Source organism: Agaribacillus sp. DX54, assembly GCF_056858335.1.
The window spans coordinates 71763-82177 of sequence record NZ_JBXEQE010000030.1 but is presented as its reverse complement, the minus strand read 5'-3'; the positions used below and the strand labels follow the sequence as shown (position 1 = coordinate 82177).

The following is a 10415-nucleotide window of genomic DNA, read 5'->3' as shown; positions in this document are numbered from 1 at the left end:
TAAAATCTCAATCTCCACCCTGATATTCTTTTTGGCCTGAGGCGTGCCCCTGTCGTACAACATTTTCTTGCCACCCCATCCTTTTACCGACAATCGCTTTGCCTCGATCCCATGCTCGACCAGGTATCTTTTTATCAGCTCTCCTCTTTCAGCAGACAAATCCTTGGCCGTTCCGAAACCTTCCACATTGTTTTTTGACATGCTGAAATAGTTATTTTGGTCCTTGCCCGGCTTAATGATTCTTCCGGGCTTACCGCCGTTGGTATGTCCGTGTATCTTTACCTTCATTTTGTCATTTTCCTCAAGCATTTCGAGCAAACTGTTTATCTCATATTTTGATTCCGGCCGCATAATAGCCGCATCATTAAAGAAATAGACATTATACATTACGGAAATATCTCCCGGTTTCAGCCTTTCCAGTTTAAAATCAACATTAATAATGTCATCGTCGATACTGACAAAAGCCCTCGTACTATCTGTTAAAGGATCTTTAAGCTTAATATTGTGTTCCAGCTTTCTGTAACCAAATAAATTGCATATCAGCTTCACTGATGAGGTGCCGTTTCTAGGATCCCAAATCCCCTGTAATTCATTCGACTTAAGTTGCCTGATCAACTTGGCCCGTTCATTGTCTACCAGTTGAATGGGACTTTGTACTGGTTGGTTGTCCTTGCTCCGATAGGTTTTTGCGTAGACAAGATAATCACCTTTGATCTCCTCTTTTTTTATCGCACTATTATCGGGCAACGGGCTGAAGTCTTCTTTCGTGGAACTGGCGGTTAATTCCTGTATACCAGGATCCGCCAGCCCTTCTTCCGGTTGCCCTTCCTGTATTTCAGGCGCTGCCACTTCCTGATTGGCCATTATTCGTACATTTTTGTTAACTCCAACCCTCATTACCCAGGCATCATGCAGCTCTATATCTTCCCTTACCTCATAGGTTTTGGTAACAGCATCTTCCCAGGTGCCGGAACGATACAAATAAACATAATAATACTGCTTATCATTCCTGGCGCCATAGGCTGTACGGTATCCTTTGTCTGATACATACTTCGTGTAATTAACCGCATTATTATAGTTAACAAATACACCGACCACTACATAATGTCCTTTTTTCAATTGCGCAGTTCCGGGTACGAACTTATAGGTAGAATCGAGGGCTTGCGCCGAAAGTTGAAACAAATTGGCAAAGTGATTTTTGGCCTGACTATTGTAACAAACAGACATTCCTGCCACTAAAATTATAAATGTGGTTTTAATAATCCTTACACTCATACCTTAAATATTTTCCAAATCCCTTAAAGTACTTAACATCTTTAGAGTAAGGGTGTGGCCAAAATGGTTTAATACAGCCGACTGTTGTTACTGATTTGCAGCCACTAAGAATAGCCCACACCAGTCATTACCTGACAAATTAACCTGGTCTGCATATAAAATACCTTACGTAAAAGAGGCCTAATCTTACATTAGTTGTTTTTCAAACGAAAAAATGTCTAATCATCCTCTTCAAATAATAGCTCATTCAGCGCGTTTTGTAATTCTCTTTTGGTCATGAGGCTATTAGTCTTCTGGGCCAGTTCAATACCTTTTTCAAATATGTTGATAGCTTTTTTATTTTCATTCATGGATTGATAGAGTAAAGCCGCCTGATAATAGGTGGGCAGATAGTCAGGATGCTTTTCAAGCAAAATATCCAGGTATTCTTTGGCTTTTTCCTGATTTTCCTGCAGATATTCCAGGGCAATGGCATAAATCGTGAATGAATCTTCGGGGTCATGCTCCAAAAAATCAAAAAGCTGCTTAAGTCTTTCAGAATTCATAGTTAATTCGATTCTAATTTCCTTTTTTATTACTATCTTCGTGCGAAAATAAAAGGAAAATTGTATATATGAGAATATTAGTTTGTATCACCCACGTACCGGATACAACTTCTAAAATATCCTTTACCGAGAATAACACAAAATTCGATACTACCGGCGTTCAATTCATTATTGGTCCTTACGATGATTATGCCCTGGCAAGGGCGGTGGAATTAAAGGAAAGCGATAATGCCACAGTCACCGTTCTGAATGTAGGCGGAGCAGAAACAGAACCGACGATCAGAAAGGCTTTGGCCATTGGTGCTGATGAGGCCGTTCGTGTTAATGCGGAACCAACCGATTCTTTTTTTGTAGCCAAGCAAATTGCCGCAGTAGCAAAAGACGGTAATTATGACCTTATTTTAATGGGCAGGGAGTCTATCGATTTTAATGGAGGTCAGGTACATGGTATGGTTGGGGAATTATTGAATTTACCGTCAGTTTCACCGGTAATGAAGTTGGATATAGAAGGAGGTAAAGCCAAATTGTCGAGAGAGATAGAAGGAGGTAAGGAGACACTGGAAATTAACCTTCCCTTTGTTGCCGGTTGCCAGGAACCTATTGCCGAATGGAAGATTCCCAACATGAGGGGAATTATGTCAGCAAGAACAAAGCCATTGAATGTGATAGAACCAGCAGATCCTGAGAAAAAAACAAACTTACAGTCTTTTGAGCTACCGGCAGAAAAAGGGGCGGTTCAGATGATTGATCCGGATAATGTATCGACCCTGGTCGATCTTCTGAAGAACGAGGCAAAAGTAATTTAATGTCTCTTCATTGAATGAGTTTTGAAAGCATTATATAGTACGACATGTCAATATTAGTTTTTATAGAGCACGATGAGGGGATCGTTAAAAAGTCCTCTCTCGAGGCAGTATCTTATGCTGCCCACCTGGGAGATGATGTAACCGCTATCGCCCTGGGAAACAATGTGCAAACCAGTGAATTGGAAAACACCGGGAAGGCGGGTGCAAAGAAAGTTTTGCATGTTGCCGAAGAAAAATTCAATCAAGGCGTTATACAGGCTTACGCTTCGGCCATTGCAGAGGCGATGGAAAAGGAGGGAGCGAACACTTTGGTCTTAGCTAAATCATCCCTTGGTGATGCTGTATCGGCCAGGGTAGCCATCAAAACCGACGCCGCTTTGGCGTCAAATGTTGTGGATCTTCCGGACACCACCGATGGCTTTAAAGTGAAACGTAGTATTTATACCGGCAAGGCTTTCGCCATAGTAGCCATGAACGGGGAAAAAAAGATTATTGCCATCAAAAAAAATGCGGCTACTTTGAAAGAAGACGGCGCGCCTGCTACCGTTGAAACCTTTTCCCCTTCAGTACAGGAAACGGACTTCAGCGCCACTATTACGGGCACCGAGAAGGCTACTGGCCAGGTATTATTGCCTGAAGCTGAGATTGTAGTATCAGGAGGTCGCGGTTTGAAAGGGCCTGAAAACTGGGGCATGATTGAAGATCTGGCAAAAACCTTGGGAGCGGCTACAGGCTGCAGTAAGCCGGTTTCGGACATGGAATGGCGGCCTCATCACGAACACGTAGGTCAGACCGGTATAAAGGTAAGTCCCAATCTTTATATTGCCGTCGGAATTTCAGGGGCTATCCAGCATCTGGCCGGGGTTAATTCGTCAAAAGTGATTGTCGTTATCAATAAAGATGGGGAAGCACCATTTTTTAAAGCTGCTGACTATGGCATAGTGGGCGATGCATTTGAGGTTATTCCGAAATTAACTGAAGCCCTGAAAAATAGTAATTAATAAAATACATTATTATATTCAAAACGGGTAAGTGAAAATAATTATTTAGATACTTACCTGTTTTTTTTTTATTTGGTATGTTTGTGTTAGCCAACTTTTGTTACCGTGGATAAAATTAAACTTGAAATCTTAGGTCTCTCTTCTAGTCAATCACAGTCCGGTTCGTTTGCCTTGGTGCTGGGAGAAACCGAAGGAAACAGACGGTTGCCAATTATCATAGGAATGTTTGAAGCGCAGGCGATAGCTATCGAGATAGAGAAAATTATTCCGAACAGGCCTATGACACATGATTTGTTTAAGTCTTTTGCCCATAATTTTAACTTCAGAATAGACGAGATCATTATTTCAGACCTAAAAGAAGGCGTGTTTTTTGCTAAAATAGTGTGTGATAATGGTGGGGAAATTATTGAAATAGATGCCAGACCGTCTGATGCCATAGCCATTGGCCTGCGGTTTGACGTGCCGATTTATACTTATGAAACCATATTGTCTGAAGCGGGGATTGTACTTTCAGATGAGGAGGAGGAAGACACAGACAGGGAAAAAGCGCCTGAAATCAAAAAAACTGTGGTAAAGAAAGAAAAAAAAGACGCCAAGGAGTTTAAAGATCTTTCAACTGAAAAACTTCAGGAATTATTGGATGCTGCCCTCAAGAAAGAGAATTATGAAGAGGCGGCTAAAATTAGGGATGAAATCAATAAGCGGAATTAATCAGACGAAGACATTTATTCGAGATATGTAAAAAAAGTCTTTCCGAAAGGTAAGGCTTTTTTTATTTTTAGCGGTATTTATCATTAACCTTCACTTATGGATTACCTCAGAGGTTTATTTGGCATTTTAGTTTTGCTAGGGGTGGCCTATGTATTTTCAACGAACAAAAAGCGCATTGATTGGAAGCTGGTTGGCATTGGTATGCTGCTCCAGATTATTTTTGGCGTGCTGATTACACAGGTACCGGTAGTCACCGGGATCTTTGAAGCTATCAGCTATGGATTTGTGACCTTTTTAGGTTTTGCCCGCGATGGTGCGATATTTCTCTTTTCCGACCTGGCCAAAAATAGTTTCGAAGACCCGGAGGTGAAGCATAGCCTGGGTTTTTTGTTTGCTTTCCAGGTATTGCCTACTGTTATTTTCTTTTCAGCCGTATCCACAGGTTTATATTACTTGGGGATTTTGCAAAAAATCGTCTATGGTATCGCCTGGGTTATGGCCCGCACCATGCGTTTATCCGGGGCTGAAAGCATGTCTGCCGCCGGAAATATTTTTCTTGGCCAGACTGAAGCACCCCTGTTGGTAAGGCCTTTTATTTCCAGAATGACCCAATCAGAGTTGATGTGTTTGATGACCGGTGGCATGGCTACCATGGCCGGAGCCGTTCTGGCAGCTTATGTTTCGTTGCTAGGCGGAGAGGACATTGACGAGCAAACCAGATTTGCGGCATATCTGCTCAGTGCCTCGATCATGAATGCTCCCGCAGCCATCGTGGTGTCTAAAATAATTATCCCTGAAATCCATCCGGAAAATATAGATTCCAGGCTTCAGGTGAGTAAAGAAAGTATCGGGGTGAATTTTATAGATGCACTGTCAAATGGCACCACGGTAGGACTTAAACTAGCAGCTAATATCGGGGCCATGTTGTTGGCCTTCATCGCGATAATTTATGCATTAAATGGCTTTTTTGTGGGCGTAGTGGGAGAATATACCAGCCTGAACGAATTCGTCATAAGTTCCACCAATGGCCAGTTCGAGGGGTTTTCGTTGCAGTATATGCTTGGGCAGGTTTTCCGGTTATTTGCCTTTGTCATGGGCGTAGAATGGGGCGAAACCCTGAGGGTAGGCAGCCTTATAGGACAAAAAACAGTGATTAATGAGTTCATTGCCTATGAGAACTTATCCAAAATGATCGATCCCGAAAAAACTGCCGAGGTGCTTACAGGAAAGCCTTTGGTCATTGCTACTTATGTACTTTGTGGCTTTTCAAATTTTAGTTCTATTGCCATACAGATAGGAGGTATTGGTGGCATGGCGCCAAATCAACAGAGCAACTTATCCCGGCTGGGTATGAAAGCCTTATTGGCCGCCACGATTGCATGTATGCTCACTGCTACCGTGGCTGGGGCTATTATTTCTTAACCGGCGTGTGACACCCCGCTGCCCTCTCAAGAATATAGTCCTCAGTTTACGTCTGCCCTGGCTTAAGTTTGTAACTTAAGTTTCCAATGAAAATGACGACATTCCGGGGGTGGTCGCCCTAACCCACATGACCATTCGCTATCTTTTGACACACACTTCAGGTTTGGGTAATGGTGTGATTGACGGTGACGGGCGTTTCAGAAAAATATACCATAAACCCGGTATCACCGATCTGTTTACCACCGAAGCTATAGCTAGCTATCGGCGAAAGTGTTCAAAAACTTGCGAGGCTACCTTTGCATCATAATCCAGGCGAAGCTTATACTTGGCAAGGGAATGGCAAGCATTATGGCCTTGCATTCGGTGTGGTAAACCGAAAGGGACAGGACATGGACGGCATTGGCAGTAAATGAACTTTTAATTGGGGAGGGTATTTTAATACACAATACTTTTTAATCCACAATACTTTGCAGATCCCGAAGAGAAAATCATTGGCGTACTTTTGAAGCAAACCCAGGGAAAAACATCTGATAAAACAGGCTGGATGTTCCGGCAACCGGTATTTCAGGCGGTCGATGACTAGCGGGTAAATTTAAGGCTCAATCTCCCGTCCCAGCATTTACTGTTGCCGCCATGTCATTATCAACCCGGTTGTAATAACCGGATAATTCATCGACTTTTTCAGGAAAATCTTTTGCCAGATCATTTAATTCGGTAGGGGCGTCCTCGATATTGTATAATTCCCAGTCCCCGCCATTCAAACGTACAATTTTGTAATCACCACTTCGAAACATCCTGAATTTGTCCAGACCGGAGATAAAATAGGCGGGTTTCTGGCGTTTTTTGCCTTGAAAAACCGGTAATAGTGAACTTCCATGCAGTGGAAGTGTAGCGTAACCATTTACCGAATCAGGATATTCCATATCCAGGATATCCAAAAATGTTGGGGCCATGTCAACAACATGTCCCGGTTGATGGGTGATGGTGTTTTCGGTGATCACACCGGGCCAGTAAGCGATAAACGGGGTATGACTCCCGCCTTCATGGCCACATTGCTTGTATTGCCTGTAAGGTGTGTTGCCCAGATTAGCCCAGGTAGCCCTCAGACTCCAGTAGGAATGAGCCGGCCCCGGGGGTACATCTTTGACTTTATTGGTGTAAAATGGACATGACCCATTGTCGACCAAAAACATGATCAACGTATTCTCCAGTTCACCGCTTACAATGTTTACGTAGGTCGCGTTTCGAATAATCTTCAGCCCGTGGCAACCAGTTTGACCGTTACGGAATTTGACCTGAACAGCCTGGAGGACCAGGGCTATTATTACTGGCGCGTAGCAGCCGTGGATGGCTATAATGGCTATCTTTCCTCTTCAGATATACATAGCTTTCAGGTTGAAAACTATGTTCCCGATCAACCTGTGCCTGGTAACCTGCTGGCTCCCTCCGACGGAAAAACCAACACCACTTTCCGGGTTACTTTCAGTTGGGAGGAGGCCACAGATAAAGATAATGACCCGTTGACTTATGATTTATATGTGGGACAGGATCCTAACCCCCAACACCTTATCGCATCAGATCTCTCAACAAATACTTACCAACATACGCTGGCAGCATATGGACGGCATTACTGGAAAGTGGTCGTAAAAGACGGCACAGGCTTTATGGAAAGTTATCCGGTTTTTTCGTTCACCACCTGGGGTAACAGACCTGATTTTTCCATTGAGACCGTCTATGTGGAAGGTGGAACTTTCATTATGAGAAGCGACCTGGAACCGGACGAAAAGCCACCCCATGAAGTAAGATTGGATGATTTCCTGATAGCCAAATATGAAGTTGTGAATCAGCACTATGTGGCTTTCCTCAATAGTATTGTTGAAAATACCAGTCTGGTCAATTCATTAAGGGCGCACAGGAGGCTTTCATTCCTCTACAAAAATGTCACCTTTAACGGCAGGCATTTGTGCCAGGTGTTTGATGCTACCCGTACAGACCGTTCCATAGGTTATGAAGTGCCCTTCGATTCGCCGATTATCTGGAATGGTACCTCCTTTGAGTTGGATCCTTTTTTTGAAAATCATCCGGTAAAGTTTATGACTTATGATGGGGCCGCCTGGTTTGCCCGTTGGCTGGGAAACAATTACCGCTTGCCGACCGAGGCAGAGTGGGAGTATGCTGCAATGGGAGGAAACAGGAGTGAAGGTTACCTATACAGCGGCAGCAATGACTCGAATGAAGTAGCAGCCCATAACCTGGGTGTTCCGTTTGACGATCCACTTAATCCCCGCTATACCAGTCCGGTAGGCCAGTACAAGCCCAATGAATTGGGTATTTATGACATGACCGGTAATGTTAATGAAATATGTAAAGACTTTTATTCTCCAACATTTTATGGCACCAGCCCCTCCCATAATCCCCTTAACACCACACCCTTTGGGGGGCGGGGCAGGGTAGCGCGTGGAGGATCACATACTGGTCCGATAAGGGTAAAGCGCCGGGGTTATCTCGCAGTGCTGCAATACATTAACGATGCTGGCATCCGCCTCGCACAAACCGTTATTACGGAGCGGCCAGGGCTATCCGGGGCGGTGATCGACAAGGATGGTAACCCGCTCGAAAGTGTCCGGTTATCAGGATTTTCTGAGAATGTTCAATCGGATGCCAATGGCCGGTTCAACACCAGAGAAGCGTCTGGTTGGTCCGGAATCATCACCCCAGTCCTGGAAGGTTATACCTTCACACCCGAAAGTATAGACGTTACTAACCTGACATCATCTGTCGCTGACCTGAATTTTACCGCTACATTCTCAGGAAACTACCTGATCAAGGGAACGATCAAAGATGAATCAGGAACACCCATGCAACAGGTAACATTAACCGGCCTGCCGCAAACAGTATCGACCGATGCGTTGGGAGAATACGAAGCGGAAGTACCTGCACAATGGAGCGGAACCATCCGTCCGACATTGGCTGACTATACATTCTCACCTGAATCCAGGTCTTACGATAATCTGAACAGCTTGCAAGAAGATCAGCATTTTACAGGAATTTATGCAGGAAACTATTTGATTTCGGGTACTGTCTCTAACGCGAACAGTGAACCTATTGCCGGGGTATTACTGGATGGGTTTCCCGGAGAAATCCTTACTAACAATAGCGGGTACTACGAGGCTGAAGTTCCTGCCGGGTGGTCAGGTACAGTCATTCCTTTCAAAGAAGGGTTTACTTTTGTTCCGGAACAAAAAACGTTTGCCGGTGTGAAAGAAAATATAGACGGACAAGATTTCCAAAGGGCTGTAATCAGCGGTTTGCATGATGAAGAACGGAATTTTGTAAAAATATATCCTAACCCCACCAGGGGCGGTGCCATAATACAGCTTGAAGAACGTCTCAATGATCCTGCGACACTTGAAATTACAACCCTTCAGGGCGGATTGATCAAAGCCTATCAGTTAGACCAAACCACGTTGCAAGTCTATTGGAATGGTAACAATGAGCGGGGAGTGCCTGCAGATGCAGGCGTTTACTTATGCAGGATTGTGACAAGTAAGGGTATTATCAGCACTTTGAAAATTGTAGTGATCAAATAGCCGGACTTGTCTTGTATTGACCTCGATGGAGAATGGGAGCTTGCACCTGCCTATGATTTTTTAAATACAAGAATCGTCTTACCCAAAGATCCTGAGGCGTTTGCCTTGTTGATGGACGGAAAAAAATCAGGTTTTTCCAGCATAAATTTCATCCGATTCGGACATCACCTGGGTTGGAATAACAAACAACTTAACATTATTCTGAGCCGGTTTGCGGACAACAAAGATCAGGCCTGCATTTGATCGGTATCTCCTTTTTAAGCGAGGCTTTGAAGATGCCATACCGCGACCTTGTGGAGATGCGCATGAATCGGATCAATCTATGAAAACCTTCATTTTGCTGCTTTTATCATAGCAATTCAATATGAAACCCATGCCATGATAATGTGCGGAATCTTGAAATGACAACACAACCAGGCAGGGGGTGAGTGGCAGTTCCCGCGCTGATCAATTAACAATTTTATAACCTTGATGGAATATATCAGGCTTCTTTTTTTGCCATCTGTAAAGCTGTCGTGAATTTTTTTGGCATCAGGGTACTGATTAATAAGTACCTGCAGGACTTCAGGTAATTCAACTCCGAGGGGATTGGGGTCTTCAGATATTTCAAATGTCACCACATCATTTTCCTGCTTGCCCAGTGATTTGACATGGCGTGTCGCTACAATAAAGTAATTGCCATCGCCCAGGTGATTTAATCCGCAGGAAAAAGATACCTTTTGATCAATGATGCATTGCAGTCTTGTGGCCCGTTTTTTCTCATACTTGCCCACAATATCTGCTGTGATGGTGAGGTAGTAGTAACCTCCTTTGCGTTTTTCTAATTGCTTTATAGGTTGCTCGAAAGTAAAGTGTGGCGTTAAAATTCCCAATAAATCAAATTCATAAAATCCCTAACTTTCCAGATGTAGTAAATGTGAGGATATGAATGAAAGTATTGTATATACTCGCCTTTACAAACAAAGGGTTAAGGCAAATAGTTTGGAAACAGATTCCTGTCTTCATGAGATCAATCACCCTGGCGATTGATCAGACTCATTGTGAATTGTCCTAATGACATGAAGT

Annotated in this window: 10 protein-coding genes; 6 read left to right on the top strand and 4 right to left on the bottom strand. The window is 43.6% G+C overall.

All coding sequences use genetic code 11. The annotated features are described in order from the left end of the window. Together AC04NP_RS24190 and AC04NP_RS24185 are read right to left on the bottom strand one after the other, a co-directional pair. Window positions 1-1275, bottom strand: a 1275-nt coding sequence (locus tag AC04NP_RS24190; protein ID WP_482862580.1) for an OmpA family protein, incomplete at its 3' end; no start/stop codon positions are given. Window positions 1276-1493: 218 nt separating this feature from the next. Beyond that, window positions 1494-1820, bottom strand: coding sequence for a tetratricopeptide repeat protein (locus AC04NP_RS24185; protein ID WP_482862579.1), 327 nt, complete (start codon window positions 1818-1820; stop codon window positions 1494-1496). A 68-nt stretch (window positions 1821-1888) separates the two neighbouring features. On the opposite strand from AC04NP_RS24185, the gene AC04NP_RS24180 reads away from it, so the two are divergent. The 4 genes from AC04NP_RS24180 to AC04NP_RS24165 all read left to right on the top strand — a co-directional run bounded on the left by AC04NP_RS24180 (window position 1889) and on the right by AC04NP_RS24165 (window position 5760). Then, complete coding sequence (locus AC04NP_RS24180) at window positions 1889-2626, top strand: electron transfer flavoprotein subunit beta/FixA family protein (protein WP_482862577.1); 738 nt, start codon at window positions 1889-1891, stop codon at window positions 2624-2626. A 44-nt stretch (window positions 2627-2670) separates the two neighbouring features. Next, the gene (locus tag AC04NP_RS24175; protein WP_482862576.1) at window positions 2671-3627 is read left to right on the top strand and encodes an electron transfer flavoprotein subunit alpha/FixB family protein; all 957 of its coding nucleotides are present in this window, start codon (window positions 2671-2673) and stop codon (window positions 3625-3627) included. Window positions 3628-3732: 105 nt separating this feature from the next. After that, window positions 3733-4338, top strand: coding sequence for a bifunctional nuclease family protein (locus AC04NP_RS24170; RefSeq protein ID WP_482862575.1), 606 nt, complete (start codon window positions 3733-3735; stop codon window positions 4336-4338). Window positions 4339-4434: 96 nt separating this feature from the next. Then, window positions 4435-5760: a NupC/NupG family nucleoside CNT transporter gene (locus AC04NP_RS24165; protein ID WP_482862574.1), complete on the top strand. Its 1326-nt coding sequence runs from the start codon at window positions 4435-4437 to the stop codon at window positions 5758-5760. Window positions 5761-6359: 599 nt separating this feature from the next. Here AC04NP_RS24165 and AC04NP_RS24160 read toward each other — a convergent pair. Continuing rightward, complete coding sequence (locus AC04NP_RS24160; RefSeq protein ID WP_482862582.1) at window positions 6360-6971, bottom strand: sulfatase/phosphatase domain-containing protein; 612 nt, start codon at window positions 6969-6971, stop codon at window positions 6360-6362. Window positions 6972-7022: 51 nt separating this feature from the next. Between AC04NP_RS24160 and AC04NP_RS24155 the strand changes: the two genes are divergently transcribed. After that, a complete protein-coding gene (locus AC04NP_RS24155) occupies window positions 7023-9350 on the top strand; it encodes an SUMF1/EgtB/PvdO family nonheme iron enzyme (protein ID WP_482862573.1) in 2328 nt (775 codons plus the stop codon). Between the two features lie 6 nt (window positions 9351-9356). Then, window positions 9357-9593, top strand: coding sequence for a hypothetical protein (locus AC04NP_RS24150; RefSeq protein WP_482862572.1), 237 nt, complete (start codon window positions 9357-9359; stop codon window positions 9591-9593). A 116-nt stretch (window positions 9594-9709) separates the two neighbouring features. Here the strand turns inward: AC04NP_RS24150 and AC04NP_RS24145 are convergent, their stop codons facing one another. Next, window positions 9710-10222: a DUF1905 domain-containing protein gene (locus AC04NP_RS24145; protein WP_482862571.1), complete on the bottom strand. Its 513-nt coding sequence runs from the start codon at window positions 10220-10222 to the stop codon at window positions 9710-9712. Window positions 10223-10415: the final 193 nt, after the last annotated feature.

What these genes read in the sequence shown, in the direction of transcription:
- AC04NP_RS24165 (WP_482862574.1), top strand. Translation starts at nt 4,435, where the DNA reads ATGGATTACCTCAGAGGTTTATTTGGCATTTTAGTTTTGCTAGGGGTG.
- AC04NP_RS24180 (WP_482862577.1), top strand. Translation starts at nt 1,889, where the DNA reads ATGAGAATATTAGTTTGTATCACCCACGTACCGGATACAACTTCTAAA.
- AC04NP_RS24185 (WP_482862579.1), bottom strand. Translation starts at nt 1,820, where the DNA reads ATGAATTCTGAAAGACTTAAGCAGCTTTTTGATTTTTTGGAGCATGAC.
- AC04NP_RS24175 (WP_482862576.1), top strand. Translation starts at nt 2,671, where the DNA reads ATGTCAATATTAGTTTTTATAGAGCACGATGAGGGGATCGTTAAAAAG.